This window comes from Caulobacter sp. DWR1-3-2b1 (genome assembly GCF_049895765.1).
Taxonomy (GTDB): domain Bacteria; phylum Pseudomonadota; class Alphaproteobacteria; order Caulobacterales; family Caulobacteraceae; genus Caulobacter.
Genome location: NZ_JAFCSZ010000013.1, coordinates 76546 through 95804, shown reverse-complemented (window position 1 = coordinate 95804; position 19259 = coordinate 76546). Strand labels below are relative to the sequence as shown.

Here is a 19259-nt window from a genome sequence, read left to right as displayed (position 1 = left end):
CGCGCGCCGTCTGAAGACCCTCAACGGCCTGACCCCATACGAATACATCTGCAAAATCTGGACAAAAGAGCCCGACAGATTCAACGTCGATCCAACCCATCAAAGTCCGGGACCAAACATCTAGTGCGCCGATTGCAAGGGCGCTGCGCGAGCAAGGGCTTAGAACGTTACGTCGAGACTGATCCCGACCCGGCGAACCGAATCCGGGCTGAAATACTGGACGTAACCGCCGGGATTGAGTCCGGTAACCGGCGACGGCGTGATCTGGGCCGCGTAGCGCTTGTCCAGCAGATTGCTGGCGTAGAGCGCCAGACTCCAGGCCTTGTCCGGCGCCGAGACACCCACCCGGCCGCCCAGCAGGCAGTAGGCTTTCTGGATCGTTCCCGGGTCGCCACTGATGGCGTAGTTGATGTCGCTTTGCCAGTTCCAGTTGGCCTGGAAGAAGCCCCGCAGATCCGGGGTCAAAGGCCGCTCATAGACAGCGCTCAGGCCGTAGACCCAGTCTGGGACTCCAGCGATGCTCAGACCCTTGGCGTTGAAGAAACCGTCAAGCGAGGCGGGGTTGGCGGGCGGCGCGCTGCAGGGACCGCCTTGGGCGATCTTGGGTTGGCCGAAATAGCACTGAACGCCGTTGAAGTCGGCATAGCGGGCGTGGGTGTAGGCGGCGCCGGCTGTGATGCTTAGACCGCTCACTGGTCGCGCCATCAGGTTGGCCTCAAAGCCACGCGTCTTGATCTCGCCGGCATTGGTGATCCGCGAGGAATAGGTGGCGCTGGTCAGGTCGGAGACCTGAGCCTGAAAATTCTTGATCGTAGTGCTGTAGACGTTGGCATTGAGGATCAGGCGGCGATCCAGGAACGCCGCCTTGACGCCAGCTTCGTAGCTCGTCGGGATCTCCGGCTGCACGCGCTGGTCAGCCAGACTGTTGGCCGCGCTCAACCCGCTGAAGCCAGGACCCTTGTAGCCGCGCGAAACCGTCGCATGGGCCATGATGTCGTCGCTGAAATTGTAGCGGGGACCGATCCGCCAGGAGACGTTGGTGTTGCCGACCTCCTGATGAAGGGCCAGCGTGATCGAGCCGGGGATGTAGACCGCGCCCGGTGTCGGGGACCGGCGATAGTCCAGGGTCAGTTCGTCGCGGGTGACGCGCGCGCCAGCGATCAGGTCCAGCTTGGACGTGACGTGCAGGCCGACCTGGCCGAAGGCTGCCAGACTGGTCGAGTTGATGTCGTTGCGGGTAGAGGTCTCGAAGATCGTGCCAAGTGGCGCGCCGGGGATGATCGGAACCACCACGCCGTTCGAAACGGGCACGATCCAGCTGAGTTGGCCACGTTGACGGATCAGCGACGATGCTTTCGAATGATAGAGATAGAGGCCGGCGACATAGTCGAACCGCTCGCCGACGGGCGAGGTCAGACGCAACTCCTGGCTGAGCCAGTCGGTCTTCCCTGCCCCACCGTTGATGTCGACATAACTGACGGGCGTCAGGTCGCCGTCATAGAAGGCCTGGCGCTTGACCGAGCGATAGGCGCTGATCGACGTCAGGGTCAGGTCGCCGAGGTCGTAATCGACCTGAAGCGTCCCGCCCTGGGCGGTGGACTTGCCCACGGACGGGCCGTTGGCGGCGACTTGCAGATTCTTGGGACCGGCGACAATACCGAAGCGGGCGTTCGTGACGGCCGGCGCATAGCCCGGCGTCACCTTGCGCCAGGTCGACGAGCAGCAGAAGGCGTCGTTGTCCGTGCGGTCGGCCGAGAAATAGACGGTCAGGTCGTCGCTGGGCCGCCACAGAAGCTTCAGGGTCAAGGTGCTGACGTTCTGGGGATCGGTGAAGACGTTGTCCTTGGCGACGTTGCGGATCAGACCGTCGCGCTCGTTGTGCGTCGCCACCAGGCGCAAGGCGAGCGTATCGCCAAGGGCCACATTGCCGATCGCCTGCAGAATCTGCTCGCGCGCTCGCCGTACTGGAGATGCAGTTGGCCGCTGTTTTCATTGAAGCTTGGGCCGGTTGGTGATGAAATGAACCAAGCCTGCCGAGGCGTTCTTGCCAAACAGCATGCCCTGCGGACCGCGCAGGATCTCGACCCGTTCTACATCGGCCAGGGTGGCCAGGCTCGCCGGGTCAGCCAGCACCACGCCGTCGACGACGGTTGAGATGCTCTGCTCGATCCCGGCTGAGAAGCTGCTGGTGCCCACGCCGCGTATCGTCAGACCCGAAGCGCTGCTGCTCAGGCTCTGCTTGAAGCGTACGCTGGGATCGATCAGCGACAGTTGCTGGGGCTGGGTTATGTTCATGGCCGCCAGCGACTCGCCGCGCACGGCGGTGATGGCGAGGGGAACGTCCTGCACGTTCTCGGCCCGCTTCTGGGCGGTGACCATGATTTCATCGACGGTGATGGTCGGATTGACGACAGACGTGGCGCCGTCCTCCGCCAAGGCGCTGTTGGCGGCCAGGAGCGCCACGACGCTCAAGGACGCTCCGACGAACAGTTCGGTCTTACGGGCTCGCGACAGGCGCGAATGGATAGGCATGGCGCGTTCCTCCTTGAGCCGCTGGGCGGCTTCTTTTTGTGTCTGTTAGGGCGCAAGCTGTCGTCGCCCGTCGACGGCAGCTTGCGCCTGGCGGGAGGCGAGACCAGATCGGCTCACCGCTTCGTTGGGATCAGCATCCGGGCCCGGAACGCTTAAGTAACGATATCGTCACTTAATGCCCGTGGCAATGCCTTTCGAACAGTTGTTCGCCTGGTCGCCTCACGAGGTCACCGCGTGGGACCCTAGGCCTTCTTGGCAGGGCGAGGTTCGCCATATTGTTTGGCCAAGGCTTTGGCGCCGGCGATAACCGCCAGGGTGATTGCGTCGATCATGGCGTCGTCGTCGCCGTCGCGCGCGTCCAAGGCGCCCGCCGTCCCAGCCACCATGAACCAGGCATATTGCTTGGCCTGGCGCTGTGGAAGACCAAAGGCCTTCTGCAGTCCCAGCGCCCAGCCCTCGGCGTCGGCCTTTCGGTTGCTCCGCGCCCGCTCCACCAGGGGCCCGTGATCCCTGACCAGCCGCATGAAGAGCTCGCCCCGCTCGTCGGCCCGGCGGCACCAGTATCTCAAGGCGCCGCGCACCCAGTCCTCGAAGCTCGACTGCGGCCCAACCTCTGTGGCCAGGCGTTCGACATAGATCTGGGTTTCTCGATCGAACAACGCCGTCAGCAGGTCGTCGCGGTCGGTGAAATAGCGATAGCCCAGCGCCTTCGTGACGCCTGTCAGATGCGCCACGCCGTCCATCGTGACGGCGGCGACGCCTTGCTCGATCACGATCTGCGCAGCCGCGTCGAGGAAACGTTCGCGTCGTTCGGCGCCTTTCAGTCGTGTCTGGGTCATTGTCGCCTCAATAGCTGCGGCCGCCTCCTATTGGCGCGGCAGGGCTAGAGATGGCAAGGGCCAGCGCCCTGCGTGATCTGTCACCGGACAAGCTATCAGGCCAATCGTCATCAACCTGCGCTCCCGGGAAAGGCATTTCTCCATTGCGCCAAGAGCGGATGCGAACCCAATGCAGGAAGCCCTCCTGACTTGTCCTCTGACGCGTCTGACACCCACCTATCTCGCTGAATTCGTCTCTGATGGACTCGGCATGTCTCGTCGAATCACCGCGACTGGCGCCTAAATCGGGTCTGGCGCGCTCTCGCCCTCACCGACGATGCGGTCTTCGCTGGGTAGGGCGGGCTTGACGATGCGCAGGATCGCCAGGCCAAGCAGGGCCGAGACCAGGGAACCGGCCAGCACCCCGATCTTGGTTTCGTCGATCAGGTGCGCCTGACGGAAGGCCAGATTGCCGATGAACAGGCTCATGGTGAAGCCGATGCCGCAAAGCACCGACACGCCATAGAGTTGGCCCACGGACGCGTAGCTGGGCATCTGGGCCCAACCGAGCCGGATGATGGCCATGGCGGTGACAAACACGCCCAGCTGCTTGCCGACGAACAGGCCCAGGGCGACGCCGAGCGGAACCGGATCCAGAAGGTTGCCCAGGCTGAAGCCGGCGAAGGACAGACCGGCATTGGCAAAACCGAATAGCGGCACGATCAGGAAGGCCACCGGCTTGTGCAGCGCGTGTTCCAGGCGATGCAGGGGCGATGCTGCGTCATCAACACCCGGGGGGCTCTTGCGCAGCGGAACAACCATGGCCAGAGCCACACCCGCCAGAGTGGCGTGGACGCCCGACTCCAGGACAAAGAACCAAAGCACAAGGCCGCCGAGCAGATAGGGCCAGAGCGCCGTCACCCGCAGTCGGTTGCAGGCGACCAGCACCGCCAGCACGCCGACCGCCGCCAGAAGAGCCCCGATGTGGAGCTGCGCGGTATAGAAGATCGCGATGATCACGATGGCCGCCAGGTCGTCGATGATGGCGATGGCCGTCAGGAAGATCTTCAGGGACGTGGGAACCCGGTCGCCCAACAAGGCCAGGACCCCCAGCGCAAAGGCGATGTCGGTGGCCGAAGGGATAGCCCAGCCCGAGCGGCTGTCGGGATTGGCTGCGTTGAAGGCCAGGTAGATGAGCGCCGGGATAGCCACCCCGCCCAGGGCCGCCACCCCCGGCAGGACAATCCGCGAGAGGCGCGACAGCTGTCCGTCAAGCACCTCGCGCTTGATCTCCAAACCAACGAGCAGGAAGAACACGGCCATCAGGCCGTCGTTGATCCAGTGCAGCACACTCTCGTCGAGCGAAACCGGTCCGATCGAAAAGCTTATGTGATGGCCCAGCACCGCGAAATAAGTCCCGGCTAGCGGCGTGTTGGCGATGATCAGGGCGATGGCTGCGGTCGCCATCAAGACGTAGCCGCCCGAGGCTTCGTGGCGAAGAAACTCGCGGAATGCCGACAGCGGTCGGGATAGACGCGCCGAGCGGGCGGTCCTCTGAATCTTGTGCATCACCTTGCGCGCCACGGCGGCCTCCAGAAAAGGATAGAGCTGTCGCGGCGTCCGGTCATCGACGGACGCCGGACCGAGTTCGCCATGAGGCGCGGCTTGGCCGCTTGAAGCGACCTGATGTCTGAGCCGAATCTATCGAGGCCGGCGCCGTGGTCAAGCACAACCGGGCCGCCCATCGCTGCACTCGACAACCCGTTACCTTGATCGCGCCAGACTACACCGCGCATCCGATCCTGACGATTCCATTTGGAGACGGAAAACTCTAAGACTCTCTAGGCCCGCGTCTGCGGCGAACCGCCCTTTCAGAGGCTCCCGTGACCGACGAGATCAGCGCCGAGGACTGGCTGCAACAGGCGGTTGTCGCCAGCAACGAGGGCCGGCATGCCGAGGCGCAGGAGGGCTTTGCCCGAGCGCTGTCGATGGACCCGAGCCTGGGCGAGGCGATGCTGGGCCTTGGCCTGTCCTATATGGCGACGCGGGATTTCAAGGACGCCGTCGCGCCCCTGCGCCAGGCGGCCGCGACGCCCGACGCGCCGGCGATCTGGCATGCCTGCCTGGCCCAGGGCCTCTATATGACCGGTGATTTCGCCGGCTGCGCGGAAGCCTTCGAGCGCGCGGCGGCCCTTGAGCCTCTGGCGACCAACGCCCGGCTGACCCATGCACGGGCGCGCACCTTCTCGACCATGATTGATGGCTCGGTGGACGAGGCGCTGTCCCGCTATCCCGCCCTGGCCGGCGAAGAGGCCGAGGACATCGAGGTCATCGCCCGCGAGGCCTTCGCGGTCCTCGGCGTCTTCGGCCATGCGCCCGCGGCGGCCGCCGTCGGCGCGTGGCGGCTGGCGCGGAACCCCGACGATCACATCCAGGCCTATCTGCTTCAGGCCGTCAGCGGGGCGTCGGTGGACCGCGCTCCAGCGCCCTATGTCGAGGCGCATTTCGACAGCTTCGCCGACAATTTCGACCACCAGCTGGTCGACCTTCTGAACTACCGCGCACCCGAGCGAATGGCGGAACTTGTCGCCGGTCACGCGGACCAATTCGCCGACATCCTCGACCTGGGCTGCGGCACCGGGCTCTCGGCTCCCGCCCTGGCGCAGTTTGGCGGCAGGCTGACAGGCGTCGACCTGTCTCGCGGCATGCTTGATCGGGCAGAAGCACGGGGCGGCTACGACCTGCTGGTCCAGGCCGAGGCGGTGGCCTTCCTCGACGATCATCCGGGCGCCTTCGACCTCGTCTTCGCGGCCGACATGGTGATCTATTTCGGCGATCTGTCGGGCCTGTTCCAGGCGGCCGAAAAGGCGCTACGGCCCGGCGGCGTCTTCACCCTGAGCACCGAGGCGGGAGCCGATGGCTGGACCCTGCTCAGCTCGGGCCGGTTCTCCCACGGCGACGCCTATGTGGCCCAGGTCGCGGGATCGGGCTTCGAACTGCTGGAGCAGGAACGCATCGCCCTGCGCCACGAAGGCACAGCGCCCGTCGAGGGGACACTGCACCTGTTCAAGCGGCGCGCCTGACCTGATGTCGGCCGACGCGCAGCCCCATCCGCTGATCGCCCAGGCGCGCGAGTTCCTCAACCGGGGCCAGATCGAGCCGGCAATCGTGGCCGCGCGGCGACGTCTGGCCGAGGCGGCAAGCGATATCGACGCTCTTGAGATCCTGGCGCTGGTCTGCCAGCAGCGCGGTCAGACCGTCGAGGCCACCAATCTTCTGGAGCGGATCATCGGTCTGGCGCCAAGCCTGGACTGGCCGCGTGACGACCTGGCGATCCTGCTGGCCGGGCTAGGTCGCAAGGCCGAGGCGGAAGCGGCGGTCAGGGCCGGCCTGATCCTGAACGACCGCAACCCCCAGGCCCACGCCATGCTGGGAACTCTGCTGACCGAACGCCGCGACCTGCCGGGCGGCGAGGCGGCGTTCCGGCGGGCGCTGGTCTTGGTCGGCGACCATCCCCCGACCCAGGTCGCCTTGGCCGCCAATCTGATCGAGCAAGGCAAGCTGGAGGCGGCCGAGCCGCTGCTGGTCCGCGCCGATCTGCTGGCGCCGTGCGACGGCGCGACCCTGGCTCACTGGTCGAGGCTGCGCGAGGCGATGGGCGAGCTGCCTGCCAGCCGCGCCTTGCTGGATCGCGCCGAGGCGGCTGGCTTCGACGTCAGCCTGCGCCGCGCCGTGCAGCTGGGCCGCGAGCAGCGCTATGCCGAAGCCCTGGCGGTGATCGAGGCGGTTCCCGGCCTTGCGGGCGGCGACGCCCTGCTGGAGAGCGGTCGACTCAAGGAGAGGCTGGGGCGTCCCGCCGAGGCCTTCGCCGACTTCATTGAGGGCAAGGCGCGGCTCGCGGCTCGTGATGGTCTGTCCTATGATGGCGGGTCGGTCGCCAAAGACTTCGACACCCTGGTCCGGCTGGTCGAGACCAACGGCCCGCCGCCCGCCGCGGCGCAGCTGGCTGGTCCGCAGCCGGTGTTCGTCTTCGGCTTTCCTCGCTCGGGCACCACCATGGTCGAGCAGATCCTGTCTAGCCATTCCGCCGTCGCGGCCGGGGGCGAGCTGCCGTTCGTCACCGAGATGGTCTCGGCGCTGGAAGGCCAGCTTGGCGGACTGTCGGCGCTGTGGACGCCGGGCGTCGCCGAGCCCCTGCGCGATCTCTATCTGGACCGAGCCAGGGCCTTCGGGCTGATGGACAGCGGCAAGCCATTCTTCACCGACAAGATGCCGCTCAGCGAGGTCTGGACGCCGGTGATCCGCGCGGCCTTCCCCGAGGCGCGCCTGATCCGTATGGTCCGCCACCCGCTGGACACGGCGGTGTCGATGCTGTCGCACAACCTGACCCACGGCGAGTTTTGCGGCTATCGGATCGAGGACATCGCCACCCACATGCGCGCCGTCCACGCCTTGACGGGACGCTATGCGGCGGCGCTGGGCGAAACGGCGCTAAGCGTGCGCTACGAGGATCTGGTGGTCGATCAGGAAACCTGGACGCGGCGGCTGCTGGATCACCTAGGCCTGCCGTTCGAGGCGGCCTGCCTTCGCTTCCACGAGAACCGCCGCTATGCCCCGACGCCCAGTTACGCTCAGGTCAGCGAGCCGCTGAACGACCGGTCGATAGGTCGGTGGAAGCAGTATCGCAAGCAACTCGCGACCCAAGCCTCGGCTCTGGCTGGGGTGATCGTCGACCTCGGCTACAACACCTAAGCCTTGCCCACGGTCCCGTCGCTGAACCGCGCCTCGAAGCCGGGTCCGAACGGCGCGCACGTCGTGAGACCTAACTGCGCAGCCTCGCCCATGGGCAGGTGGCCCAGCCGCGTGTCGAAGAACGCCTCGCCGGGCCGGGCATAGCCGCAGGTCAGGATCGGCCCGCGTCGCGTGACCCGGAATCGGATGGGACCCTTCCAGCCGGCCAGTCGCTCGACGGAGCCATCAGACCAGTCACGGGTGAAGACCGTCGCGGCGTGCGGTACGCCGTGCAGCCATTCGACGCCCGTCTTCATCCAGTTCGAAGCGTTGACACGCACCATCAGGCCGGTCTGGTCGGCGTCGGCGCCATAGTCGGCCTCGACTGTCACGGTACTGACGAAGTCGCCCGCGACCTCGCGGAAATAGAGGTGGCCGGTGTCCATCGTCCGGCCCTTGGCCAGCGTCAGGCGCCAGAAGTCCGAGCCGGTGTCGGCCCGCATGATCAGGCCCGCGCCGTCGGCCTTCCAGACTTGGGGCGCGTTGAGCCAGGCGGGCGTTTCGGCCGCGCGAGCGAGGGCGGGCATGGCGAGGGCGGCGGCGGCGCCCAGCATGGTGTCTCGACGGGTCGGCGTCATGCGGGCAGCAGGCGGATGGCGGCGGCCAGCGCGTCGGCCTGCGGGCCGAGCACTACATGGATCGTCCGCTCGCCGATCCGCGCAACCCCCCGCGCGCCGAGACGCTTCAGCGCCGCTTCATCGACAGCCAGCGGGTCCAGCACCACCAGGCGCAGGCGGCTGGTGCAGCTACTCAAGCTTTCGATGTTGCGCGAGCCGCCGAAGGCGGCGACCAGGCGTTCGGCCTGGGCCTTGTCGCCCACCGGAGCGGAGGTGGCGATGACGAGCCCGGGCGCGGCGGGCTTGGCGACAGCGCCGCCCATGGCCGCGCGAATTTCGCTGGCCACTTGATCGGCGATGGGGCCCAACACGACCTGCAGCGCGCGTTCCGAAGGGCGCACGACACCGCGTGCGCCGAGGGCCTTGAGGCGCGGTTCATCCACCGCTCCCTCGCCCGTCACGATCAGGCGCAGACGGGTCGTGCAGGCGTCCACCGCAGCGAGGTTCGCCGCGCCGCCCAGAGCGATCAGGAAATCTTCACCGCGCCCTCCGGCCGAAGCCGCCACGGGGGCGGCGATGGCGTCGTCGGGCTCGCGACCCGGGGTCTTCAGGTCGAAGCGGACGATCACCCAGCGGAAGACGCCGTAATAGATCGCGCCATAAACCAGACCCACCGGGATCAGCATCAGCGGCCGTGTGGCCTTGTTGAAATTCAGCACATAGTCGAACAGGCCCGCCGAGAAGCCAAAGCCCAGCTTCACGTCCAGCAGGTTCATGATCACCATGGACAGGCCGGTCAGCACGGCGTGGACCGCGTAGAGCACCGGGGCCAGGAACATGAAGCTGAACTCGATGGGTTCGGTCACCCCGGTCAGGAACGAGGTCAGGGCCAGAGAGCCCAGCATGCCGCCCACGGCCTTGCGACGTTCGGGACGGGCGGTGTGCAGCATGGCCAGGCACGCCGCGGGCAGGCCGAACATCATCACCGGGAAGAAGCCGCTCATGAACGCCCCGGCGGTCGGGTCGCCCGCCGCGAAGCGGTTGAGGTCGCCGGTCGCGCCGTTGAAGTCGCCCAGGATGAACCAGACCACGTTGTTGAGGATGTGGTGCAGGCCGGTGACGATCAGCAGGCGGTTCAGCAGGCCATAGACGAACAGACCCACATCGCCCGAGGCGATGACCAGGCTGCTCAGCCCGTCAACGCCGGCTTCGAGATAGGTCCAGAAGAAGCCGAACAGCAGGGCCAGAACCACGCCAGCCAGGCCCGCGACGATGGGGACGAAGCGGCGCCCGCCGAAGAAAGCGAGGTATTCCGGCAGCTTGATGTTGGAATAGCGGTTGTAGAGCCAGCCGCTGATCACGCCGGACAGTATGCCCACAGGGATCGACAGCTTGCCGATCTCCTTGGCCTTCCAGGCGGCGACGGTCAGGTCCCTCGCGCTCTCGACAGCTGCGGCGGCGATCTCTGGCGGCACGACCATCAGGGCGTCGACGCCCTTGGTGGCGATCACGTAGCAGACCACGCCCGCGAGGCCGGCCGCGCCGTGATTCTCGCGGGCCAGGCCGACCGCAACGCCGATGGCGAAGATCAGGCCCAGGCTCCCGAAGATCGCTCCGCCGGCCGCGCCGAACACATTGGCGATGTGCAGGGACATGCCGCCGGTCATGGCGGCCAGCCCCGGCGCGCCCAGCAGGTCGGGCTGACCGATCCGCAGCAGCAGCGCCGCCACCGGCAGCACGGCGATGGGCAGCATCAGGGCGCGGCCCAAGGGCTGGAGGACTTCGAGCGGCGACTTCATCGCTTAGACTCTCGTATTCGAAGACTGGGCCAGGAACGATTTGGCGGCTTCACGGACCGCGTCGGGCGAGGTGAGGTCGAGCACCTGGGTGGCGAGGATGCGGCAGGCGTCCAGGTCCAGTCTCCGGACCAACGCCTTCACCTCTGGCACCGCGGCGGCGGTGGCCGACAGCTCGGTCACGCCCAGGCCCAGCAGGATCGGCACGGCGACGAGATCAGAGGCCGCTCCGCCACAGACGCCGACCCAGCGATGGTGTTTGGCGGCGCCGGCGCAGGCTTGGGCGATCATCCGCAGTACGGCCGGATGCAGGGCGTCGATGCGGGCGGCAAGCTCGGGATTGCCCCGGTCCATGGCCAGCACATATTGGGTCAGATCGTTGGTGCCGATCGACAGGAAGTCGGCCTCGGCGGCGATCAGGTCGGCGGTGACGGCGGCGGCCGGGGTTTCGATCATCACACCCAGCTCGATGCGCTCGGAGACGCCCATCTCGCGCTTGGCCTCGTCAAGCACGGCGCGAACGGCGCGTAGCTCGTCGAGACTGGCGATCATCGGGACCATGATCCTGCACTGACCGACCGGTCGCACGCGCAAAATGGCGCGGATCTGGGTCTTCAGCAGATGCGGCCGCCACAGACTGACGCGCACGCCGCGCAGGCCAAGGGCCGGGTTCTCCTCGGCCGGGATCGGCAGATAGGGCGCGGCCTTGTCGCCGCCCACGTCCAGGGTGCGAACGATCAGCGGCTTGCCGTCCAGGGCCGAGGCGATGGCCTGGTACTGGCGGGCCTGTTCGTCCTCGTCGGGCGGGGTGGCGCGGTCGAGGAACAGGAACTCGGTGCGCAGCAGGCCGGAGCCCTCGGCGCCGTTGGCGGAGGCCGCCAGGGCGTCGTTCAGCGAGCCGACATTGCCAAACACCTCGATGCGCTTGCCGTCTTTGGTGACGCAGATCTGGTGCGCAGAAGCCTTGGCGCGGGCCTTGCGCTCCTGGCGCTGGGCCAGCTGGGTCTGGGCGGCTTCGAGGGCCGGCGCGTCAGGTGCGACGCGCAGGTGGCCGCCGTCGGCGTCGAGGATCAGGGCGGTCCCGTCGGCTACGGTCATCACGGCCGAACCGACCGCCACCAGGGCGGGAATGCCCATGGCGGCCGCGAGGATGGCCACATGCGAAGTCGGACCGCCCTGCGCCGTGCAGAAGCCAACGACCAGGCTCGGATCAACGCCCATCAGTTGCGAAGGCAGCAGTTCGTCGGCCAGCAGGATCGAGCCGGCAGCCATGGTCGCGGCGCTCTCTTCCTCGCCCGTGAGGGCGCGCAGGACCTGCCGTTCGAGATCGACCAGATCATCGACCCGCTCGGCCAGGCGACGGTCGCCCAGGCCGCGGAGGGCGTCGACATAGCCGCCGACCGCCTTGCGCCAGGCGAAGCCCGCGCTCTTGCCCTGGTCGATCAGGGCGCGGGCCTTGGCCGCGAGTTCGGGATCTTCAAGGAAGGCAAGGTGGGCGCCCAGGATCGCCTTGCGCGCCTTGTCGCCCCCCTGGGCGTTTTCTCGGGCGGCGGCCGTCTCCAGTCGGCCGCGCACCCTGGCCAGCGCTTGCGTCAGCGCGGCCTGCTCGCTCGCGACACCGTCGCCGGCCTCGCGCACAATAATCTCGGAGGATGACAGCCGTACAGCCTTGCCTATGGCCAGGCCCGGGGCGGCGAGGACGCCCTTGAGCACGCCGTCTTTCGGCAGTTTGGCAGGGCCAGCCTCGACGACGGGCTCGGCGGGCGCCGCAGCGGCCGGCGCGGCGACGGGACCGCCCTCGCCCATTCCGCCCTCGATCAATTCGGCGATGGCGGCGATGGCGAAATCCGCGTCGAGACCGCTGGCGGCGATGGTGATCGTGTCGCCATGCCGAATAGCCAACGACATCACGCCCACCGGGCTCTTGGCGCTGGCGCGACGATTGACGGCGACCAGGGCGACCTCGGCGGCGAAGCGGCGCGCGGTCTCGGCGATACGCGCGGCGGGCCGGGCGTGGATGCCGTGGACCAGCGGCACGACGACCTGCCGGCCAGTCTCGTGTGCCGCCACGGCCGCCGGCGCGGCGAGGCCACCGACCGGCGACAGTTCCATCAGGGCGTCGCCGACCTCGATGGCGCGATCCTGCTCGCGGCGCACGATCTCGAAGGCGTCGGGATTGGTGATGACGATGGGCGTGATCAGGCTGCGGGCGTTCTGGGCCAGGAAGTCCAGGTCGAAGGCGATCAGCGGATCGCCGGCCTTGACGCTCTGGCCCTCGCGCACCTGCACCTCGAAGCCCGCCCCTTCCAGCGCCACAGTCTCCAGGCCCAAGTGCATCAGGATCTCGGCGCCGTTTGAGGCCCGCAGGGTCACCGCGTGGCGGGCCCGGTGCACCGTCATTATCACTGCGTCGCACGGCGCGTGCAGCATCGAGCCGGTCGGGTCGATGGCCAGACCGTCGCCCAACATGCGCTCGGCGAACACCGCGTCAGGCGTCTCGTCGAGCGGCGCGATCCAGCCCTTCAGCGGCGCGGAGAGAACGAGATTGGACACGGGGTTACTCTTTTTCAGAAACTAGTTCGGCTTGAGCGTGACGCGGTCGATGGCGAAGGTGGGATCGACGCTCTTGGAGGTGAACATCAGGCACAGGTCGTGCTTTCCGGCGCGGGCCGGGATCTTGCCGCGGATTGTCGACAGAGCCGGCTCCTGGGCCGCCTTGCCCAGCGGGAGGGCGGCGATGCGCTCGCCCTCGCAGCCCAGCAGAACTTCCAGCTCGCCTTCCGGCGTAGAGGGCTTGCGCAGCGGGATCTTCTCCCGGTCGGCGCCGATCTGGAAGTTGAACGGGACCTGGCCGATGCGGGCTGTCAGGGTCGCGCCCTTGGACAGGTCGGCGCCCTCCCAGATCCAGCAGGGCCCCATGATGTCGACATGGAACACCGCGCGCTCTCCGGTGGTCGGGGCGTCGTCCTCCAGCAGCAGGGTCAGCTTGTCGCTGCAGGCCTTCAACTGGTGGCCGGTGCGGGTGAACAGGGAATCGGGGTTGGCGCTGAGGTCTCGAATGCGGCCCAGGGCGCGGCCGCCGACAAATGTTCGTGCACGGAGCTTATCGTTCGCGGCCAGGGCCAGCGGCTTCTCGTAGAGGCTCGAGGCCGTCGTCGGCTCGGCTCCGCCGACCGTGTAGCGGATTTCGCCGATGGCCAGGCTGGAGGCCAAGGCGACATCGACCTTGCCGCCTTGGCCGGGCGACAGCTTGGCCTGGGGCTCAAAGGGAACCGCGTCATAGGCCACGCCCAGGGCGTCTAGGCGCGCGAACTCGGCGGGCATGCGGCGGTTGAAGTCGGCCCAGTCGGTCTGGGTCGCAGGTGACCAGCCGCGCTCGGCGATGGCCACAAGGCGGGGGAAAACCTGGCGCTCCAGCCGAACATCGGTGCGCATGTGCTCGGTCCAGGCGTTGCCTTGCAGGCCGATGACGTGCTTGCGCTCGGCCTCGGTCATTTCCTTGGGGGCCGGATCGAAGTCGTAGACGTCCTTGAGGCTGACCACCCGGCCCCGGCCCGGAGGCTCATCGGGCGAGGCGCTCTGGCGGTTGTCGAGATACATCAACGGCCAGGGCGAGAGCACCGTGTCGTGACCCAGCCTGGCGGCGGCGATCGCGCCCTCCAGCCCGCGCCACGACATGACCGTCGCGTTGGGAGCCAGTCCCCCTTCGAGGATTTCGTCCCAGCCGATCAGGCGGCGACCGCGCGCGTCCAGATGCTTGCCGACCCGTTGGATGAAATAGCTCTGGGCTTCGTGCTCGTCCTTCAGGCCAAGGGTCTTCATCTGGGCCTGGATCTTGGCCGAGGCCTTCCACTGGTCCTTCACGGCCTCGTCGCCGCCGACGTGGATGTAGTCACTGGGGAAGAGGTCCATGACCTCGTCCAGCACGTCGTTCAGGAAAGCGAAGGTGCCGTCGTCGAGATTATAGAGCCAGGGGAAGACGCCCCAGTTGTTACGGTCGATGGCCGGCGGATTGGCGTTAACACCCAGTTGCGGATAGGCGACGATGGGCGCCAAGGCGTGGCCCGGCATTTCGATCTCGGGGACGATGGTCACGTTGCGGGCGGCGGCGTAGGCGACCAGCTCGCGGACCTGATCCTGGGTGTAGAAGCCGCCATAGCGGATGGTCTTGCCGGTTTTGGGATCCTTGCCCGCCGCGCCCGCCGGGGTGCGCCAGGCGCCCACTTGCGTCAGCTTCGGATACTTCTTGATCTCCAGCCGCCAGCCCTGGTCGTCGACAAGGTGCCAATGGAGGGTGTTGAGCTTGTGGGCCGCCATAGCGTCGATGATCCCCCGCAGGGTCTCGACCGACTGGAAGTGACGGGCGCTGTCGATCATAAGGCCGCGCCAGCCAAAGCGTGGGGCGTCCTCGATGGCGACGGCCGGCAGGTCGACAGGGCCATTGCCCGCTTCCTGGGTGGCTAGCTGCCACAGGGTCATGGCGCCATAGAACAGGCCCGCGCGCTTGGCGGCGGTGATGGTCACCCCCGAAGGGGCAGACTGAAGGGCGTAGCCCTCGCCGGTCGCAGCGCCGCGCGCCAGGACGATGGCGGCCTCGCCCGTGGAGGGCGCGCCCTCGACGACGACAGGCTTCAGCCGTCGGGTGCGAAACAGGAGATCGGAAAGCTGGACGCCGACGCCCCGGGCCTCGACATCGCCCTTGGCGACGAAGATGCGGGTCTTGGCGGTCAGCGGAAACGAGCCCTCGGCCATCGACAACTTGGCGGGGATGGGCGTCAGGGCCACGGGTCCCGCCAGGGCCGGAACGGCGGCGGCGAGCGCGAAAGCGGAAACCAGGGCGGCGGCGACGGATCGGGCAAGGATCATGAACAGGCTCCCACAGATACAGGCACGGATCTGGGCGCGCGGCAAAAAGCGGGCGGAGCGACGAGGCGCCCCGCCCAAGCTCCATGCTTGCAGGTCAGGAGGATGGTATTGGCGGCGACGCTAGGCGAGCGGGTCATTAGATGATCCTGGACCAAGCCGCAGCCGATGCAATCGCCGTCAGTAGAGATTGGGACTTCCGGAGAGGGGTCCGGAAGTCCCGATAGGTTTAGAACTTGAAGCGGACGCCGGCGTAGAAGGTGCGGCCGTTGTCATAGATCGCGCGGGGCACATCAGGCGTGCCGACGAAGTACTTCAGCTTTTCGTTCAGCAGGTTCTGGGCGTCGAACGTTAGCGCGATGGTCTCGTTGAGGTTGACGCTGACAGAACCGTCCAGGGTGGCGAAATTGTCCTGGAACATGTCGGTGCCGCGGTCGGTGCCCGACTTGAACTTCGAGCGGTAGCTGTAGGCTAGCCGCGCGCTGAGCAGGTCGTTCTCGAAATAGCCCGTCAGGTTGTAGGTGTGCTTCGAAGAGCCATCGATCGGCTTGCCCAGGTCGGTTTGGGCGTCGGAGTAGGTGTAGTTGCCGATGAAGCCGAAGCCGCCGCCGATGGGCTGCTGCAGGGTCACTTCGAAGCCGCGGTTTGTGCCGCCGTCCCCGTTGATCGGTCCCGTCATGGTGAAGTCCTTACCCGCGCCCTTGATGACTTGCTGGGTCTGCTGGGTGACGTGGAACTCCGTATAGGTCCGGGTTGTGATGTAGCTTTCGATATCCAACAGGAAGACGCCAACCGAGAGCAGGGCTTCGGGGCCATAATACCATTCAGCTGCGGCGTTAAACTGCCAGGCGCGGAAGGGATCCAGTTCCGGATTGCCGCCGGCCGAACCGGTCAGGGCCGTGTCGTTCAGGCTGAATGAGCCCGCCAACTGGGCATAGCCCGGCCGCGACATGACCTTGGCGGCCGACAGGCGCACCACGACATCGTCATCGGCATTCACGACCAAAGTCGCGCTGGGCAAGATGTCCCAATAGTCCCGATTGACGTTGCGAGCGCCGAAGCTGCCAAACGCGTTGCTAATCGTCGTCGGCGTGGCAGAGGCCGAATACTGGGTAGTATCTTGGTCGGTATGGACGGCGCGGACGCCAACATTACCGCGCCAGCGATCGCCGCCGAGCTTGGCCATCGCATAGACGGCCTGGGTCTTTTCCTGCACCGCGAAGCTGAGCGGCGGATAATAGGCGAACTGACGACCGCCGTTGGCAGCCAAAGCGGCCAGGACCTTGGAACGGTCAGCAAGAATATAGCCCTGACCCGACAAGCCGATGTCCTCGCCGTAGTTTGATGGCGTGGAAGGACCGGCTACCGTACCTAGATCGACATTCGAGAAGCCGCTGTTGACACCGTTACCGGCCCACGAATAGGCGGTGTAGTTCACTTCGCGGGTGTGGTCGGTAAAGCGACCGCCAAAAAGCAGGGTCTTCAGATAGCCGTTGTCGACCGTGTATTCGACGTCGCCCTTGGCGTAGAACTCTTCGTCAGGGCTCTCGACCTTGCCACCCCACGACCAGCTGTAGAAGTTGTTCAGATAGGCAGCCGAGCCGACAGCCGGCAGGCCGGGATAGCTGACCTTGGAAACCGGCGCGCCGAGCTCATAGCTCATGCCCGTTTCCCAGTAGGTTTCCCAGGCCTCGGTGTCGTCCGTGGCGCCTTCACCCTTGGTGTAGCCGATATTGCCGCTGATCTTCAGGTTGTCGGTGGCTTGATAGACGCCGTCGAGGTTCAGATCCCAGGAGGTCGAATGGGCGGTGCGGAAGATGTCGTCCTGCACCATGCCGCGGCTCTTGGTCCCGTTCGGCGCAGCAGCCGCCCAGGTGGCCGAGGTCAGAACACCGTTGCTGATCTTATAGGAGGTCAGTGCATTGCCCGGCGAACCAGCCGGACCCGTAACGGAGCCGATCAGGTTGTTCACCCACGCCATGCGGTTCACGTTGGTGTTGTCGGCGTCCATCTTCGTGTAGAGGCCCGAGAACGACAGCTCCAGCTTCTCGTTCGGCTCCCACTGGGTAACGAAGTTGGCGCCCTCGCGCTTGCGGGTCTGCTGGAAGAAGGCGTTGCCGATCAGGTTCGGCGCCAGGACGGTCTGACCAGAGCCGGCGAAGTTAGTATACTCGGTGTAGCCGAGGATTTCCTGACCATCGCGACGGAACTCGCGCTCCTGATAGAAGGCGCCGACCAGGGCCCCGAAGGTGCCCGCGTCGTTCTTCCAGCTCAGCAGGCCCGAAACCTGGGGCGTCCACTTCTCGGCGCGGGTCGCATACAAACCCTGGACCGAGGCGTTGGCCGTCATGCTGGGCAGATCCAGCGGCATGCGTGTGTGCACGTCGACCGTGCCGCCCACGCCGCCCTCGGGGATGTTCGCCGCCGAGCTCTTGATGATGTCGATGCGACCAACGACTTCCGACGGCAGCATCGAATAGTTGAAGCTGCGGCCGCCGCTGGTCTGATCCAGAACGAACCAGTCGCCGGTGGCGATGTTGTGGCCGTTCAGCAGGGTCAGGTTGAGGTTGGGATCGGTGCCGCGAACGCTGACGCGCTCGTTTTCACCGAAACCGCCCGCCGCGGCCGAGCCGGTGACGACATTGACACCCGAAACGCGCGACAGAGAGTCGGCGACGTTCTTGTCCGGGAACTTGCCGATGTCTTCGGCGGTGACCACTTCCGACACGAGGTCGGAGTTACGCTTTTGCCGCATCGCCGCTTGAAGCGATGCGCGAATACCGGTGACGACAACTTCGTCGACCGCGTCCGGCGACGCGCTTTGCGCGAAGGCGGGCATTGCAACCATCACCGCCAGAGCACTGGCAGATGCGGTCAGGACCATTTTGTGAAAGCTTCTCATAATCGGCTTCTCCCCATTTCGCCGGGCCTAGGCCCGGAGCCGAACCCCAAGCCCAATCTGGTACCAATTATCTGCGGACGTCCGCAGATTGCGGTACTTCTCAGGCCTCGGAAGCAGACTGTGACGGAAATTTGTCGGATGACAAGGCCAAAAAGAAACCAATTGAAGACCATGTTCTTATTGGTATGAAAATGGTCATATGTTATCGAGACGACCATGCGATGGCGTCGATTTGCGCGGGGAGGCTGATTTGACGATGTTTTCGGAACGGATTGGTCGACTCGACGCCGGCGGCGCCCAACACGCGCCCCTCTACAAGCAATTGCAGCGCGCCTTGCGCGACGCGATCCACAAGAAGATCCTGGCGCCCGACGACGCCCTGCCCGCCGAGCGGGACATGGCCGAGGAATTCAGCATCTCGCGCATCACGGTGCGCAAGGCGCTCGACGGCTTGGTCAGCGAGGGCTTGCTGACCCGCCGCCAGGGGGCCGGCACCTTCGTCGCCGCCCGGGTGGAGAAGAGCTTCTCCAAGCTTTCGTCCTTCACCGAGGACATGATCTCCCGCGGGCGGGTGCCACGCAGCGAATGGATCAGCAAAAGCGAAGGCTCGGTCACCCCCGAGGAATCGCTGACCCTGGGCCTGTCGCCCGGCACGCCGGTCTACCGCTTCGCCCGGATACGCTATGCCGACGGTGCGCCGATGGCGGTGGAATACACCACCGTCGCCGCCTTCGCCCTGCCTTCGGCCGAGACCGTCGGGACCTCGCTCTACGAAGCTCTGGAGGCGACGGGCCACCGACCGGTCCGCGCTCTGCAGCGGCTGCGCGCCGTTCTGTTCAACGCCGAACACGCTGACCTTCTGGGCGTGCCCGTGAAAGACGCCGGCCTGCTGATCGAGCGACGCGGGTTCCTGAAGGACGGCCGGGCGGTGGAAGTCACGCAATCCTATTATCGTGGCGACGCCTACGACTTCGTCGCCGAACTGAACGCCCTGTCCTGA

At 66.3% G+C, this 19259-nt stretch carries 12 protein-coding genes and 1 pseudogene; 4 read left to right on the top strand and 9 right to left on the bottom strand.

Annotation, left to right across the window (positions count from 1 at the left end; all coding sequences use genetic code 11):
• Positions 1-124: pseudogene (locus tag ACP69S_RS13305) on the top strand (IS481 family transposase); the annotation flags it as partial.
• 35 nt (positions 125-159) lie between these two features.
• Here ACP69S_RS13305 and ACP69S_RS13300 read toward each other — a convergent pair.
• From ACP69S_RS13300 to nhaA, 4 genes are all read right to left on the bottom strand, one after another.
• Positions 160-1923 carry a TonB-dependent receptor gene (locus tag ACP69S_RS13300; protein WP_425997928.1) on the bottom strand — a complete coding sequence of 588 codons (1764 nt, stop codon included), beginning with the start codon at positions 1921-1923 and terminating at the stop codon, positions 160-162.
• Positions 1924-1989: 66 nt separating this feature from the next.
• Positions 1990-2532, bottom strand: coding sequence for a TonB-dependent receptor plug domain-containing protein (locus ACP69S_RS13295; protein ID WP_425997926.1), 543 nt, complete (start codon positions 2530-2532; stop codon positions 1990-1992).
• 242 nt (positions 2533-2774) lie between these two features.
• A complete protein-coding gene (locus tag ACP69S_RS13290) occupies positions 2775-3371 on the bottom strand; it encodes a TetR/AcrR family transcriptional regulator (RefSeq protein WP_425997924.1) in 597 nt (198 codons plus the stop codon).
• Positions 3372-3650: 279 nt separating this feature from the next.
• A complete protein-coding gene (gene nhaA, locus ACP69S_RS13285; protein ID WP_425997942.1) occupies positions 3651-4919 on the bottom strand; it encodes a Na+/H+ antiporter NhaA in 1269 nt (422 codons plus the stop codon).
• A gap of 314 nt (positions 4920-5233) precedes the next feature.
• On the opposite strand from nhaA, the gene ACP69S_RS13280 reads away from it, so the two are divergent.
• Together ACP69S_RS13280 and ACP69S_RS13275 are read left to right on the top strand one after the other, a co-directional pair.
• Positions 5234-6433, top strand: a complete 1200-nt coding sequence (locus tag ACP69S_RS13280) for a methyltransferase domain-containing protein (protein WP_425997922.1) — start codon at positions 5234-5236, stop codon at positions 6431-6433.
• 4 nt (positions 6434-6437) lie between these two features.
• The gene (locus ACP69S_RS13275) at positions 6438-8102 is read left to right on the top strand and encodes a sulfotransferase (protein ID WP_425997920.1); all 1665 of its coding nucleotides are present in this window, start codon (positions 6438-6440) and stop codon (positions 8100-8102) included.
• Here ACP69S_RS13275 and ACP69S_RS13270 read toward each other — a convergent pair.
• From ACP69S_RS13270 to ACP69S_RS13250, 5 genes are all read right to left on the bottom strand, one after another.
• Complete coding sequence (locus ACP69S_RS13270; protein WP_425997918.1) at positions 8099-8719, bottom strand: DUF1349 domain-containing protein; 621 nt, start codon at positions 8717-8719, stop codon at positions 8099-8101. The genes ACP69S_RS13275 and ACP69S_RS13270 overlap by 4 nt on opposite strands.
• Positions 8716-10497 carry an N-acetylglucosamine-specific PTS transporter subunit IIBC gene (gene nagE / locus ACP69S_RS13265; protein ID WP_425997916.1) on the bottom strand — a complete coding sequence of 594 codons (1782 nt, stop codon included), beginning with the start codon at positions 10495-10497 and terminating at the stop codon, positions 8716-8718. Before nagE ends, ACP69S_RS13270 begins: the two co-directional genes overlap by 4 nt.
• Positions 10498-10500: 3 nt before the next feature.
• The gene (ptsP, locus tag ACP69S_RS13260; protein ID WP_425997914.1) at positions 10501-13047 is read right to left on the bottom strand and encodes a phosphoenolpyruvate--protein phosphotransferase; all 2547 of its coding nucleotides are present in this window, start codon (positions 13045-13047) and stop codon (positions 10501-10503) included.
• Between the two features lie 21 nt (positions 13048-13068).
• Entirely contained in the window at positions 13069-15360 is a 2292-nt protein-coding gene (locus tag ACP69S_RS13255; protein WP_425997912.1) for a beta-N-acetylhexosaminidase, read from the bottom strand.
• Positions 15361-15586: 226 nt separating this feature from the next.
• The gene (locus ACP69S_RS13250; protein ID WP_425997911.1) at positions 15587-18259 is read right to left on the bottom strand and encodes a TonB-dependent receptor; all 2673 of its coding nucleotides are present in this window, start codon (positions 18257-18259) and stop codon (positions 15587-15589) included.
• Between the two features lie 256 nt (positions 18260-18515).
• Between ACP69S_RS13250 and ACP69S_RS13245 the strand changes: the two genes are divergently transcribed.
• Positions 18516-19259, top strand: coding sequence for a GntR family transcriptional regulator (locus ACP69S_RS13245; protein WP_425997940.1), 744 nt, complete (start codon positions 18516-18518; stop codon positions 19257-19259).

What these genes read in the sequence shown, in the direction of transcription:
- ACP69S_RS13295 (WP_425997926.1), bottom strand. Translation starts at nt 2,532, where the DNA reads ATGCCTATCCATTCGCGCCTGTCGCGAGCCCGTAAGACCGAACTGTTC.
- ACP69S_RS13290 (WP_425997924.1), bottom strand. Translation starts at nt 3,371, where the DNA reads ATGACCCAGACACGACTGAAAGGCGCCGAACGACGCGAACGTTTCCTC.
- nhaA (WP_425997942.1), bottom strand. Translation starts at nt 4,919, where the DNA reads ATGCACAAGATTCAGAGGACCGCCCGCTCGGCGCGTCTATCCCGACCG.
- ACP69S_RS13275 (WP_425997920.1), top strand. Translation starts at nt 6,438, where the DNA reads ATGTCGGCCGACGCGCAGCCCCATCCGCTGATCGCCCAGGCGCGCGAG.
- ACP69S_RS13270 (WP_425997918.1), bottom strand. Translation starts at nt 8,719, where the DNA reads ATGACGCCGACCCGTCGAGACACCATGCTGGGCGCCGCCGCCGCCCTC.
- nagE (WP_425997916.1), bottom strand. Translation starts at nt 10,497, where the DNA reads ATGAAGTCGCCGCTCGAAGTCCTCCAGCCCTTGGGCCGCGCCCTGATG.
- ACP69S_RS13255 (WP_425997912.1), bottom strand. Translation starts at nt 15,360, where the DNA reads ATGATCCTTGCCCGATCCGTCGCCGCCGCCCTGGTTTCCGCTTTCGCG.
- ACP69S_RS13250 (WP_425997911.1), bottom strand. Translation starts at nt 18,259, where the DNA reads ATGAGAAGCTTTCACAAAATGGTCCTGACCGCATCTGCCAGTGCTCTG.
- ACP69S_RS13245 (WP_425997940.1), top strand. Translation starts at nt 18,516, where the DNA reads ATGTTTTCGGAACGGATTGGTCGACTCGACGCCGGCGGCGCCCAACAC.